Origin of the sequence: Micromonospora sp. ANENR4, assembly GCF_015354395.1 — a bacterium.
Lineage (GTDB): Bacteria > Actinomycetota > Actinomycetes > Mycobacteriales > Micromonosporaceae > Micromonospora > Micromonospora aurantiaca.
The window spans coordinates 1-400 of record NZ_JADKYQ010000057.1; the positions used below are offsets into that span (position 1 = coordinate 1).

The window sequence follows — 400 nt, forward strand, 5'->3', positions numbered from 1 at the left end:
TCGTTGGCGTTTCCGCCCTTGACGGTGAGGTCCTTGAGGGTGAGGTCGCCGCCGTCGACGACGCGGAAGATGCGGAAGGTGTCTTCGGCGTCGCGCTTGATGGTGGAGTTGTTGCCCTTGATGGTGACGTCCTGCTTGATCTCGGGCAGGGCGGAGCCGAACTTGCGGTCCTTGACGCCGAGTTCGTAGGTGCAGTTCTCGGCGAGCTTGATGGTGCCGCCGTGGTCGCGGTTGGCCAGTTCGAGGGCGTCGATCAGGGCGTCGTCCTTGCAGGGGACCTCGCGGGTCTTGCCGTGGTCGTCCTTGCCGTCCTTGCCCCACTCGCCCTTGTCCGGGCCCCACTCGCCACGGTCGCGGCCTTCCTGGCCACGGTCCTTGCCGTCCTTGCCGTACCCGTCCT

The 400-nt window shown here is 66.5% G+C and carries 1 pseudogene; it reads right to left on the bottom strand.

Features of this window, described 5'->3' with window-relative positions:
• Positions 1-400, bottom strand: a pseudogene (locus IRY44_RS30490) (hypothetical protein); the annotation flags it as partial.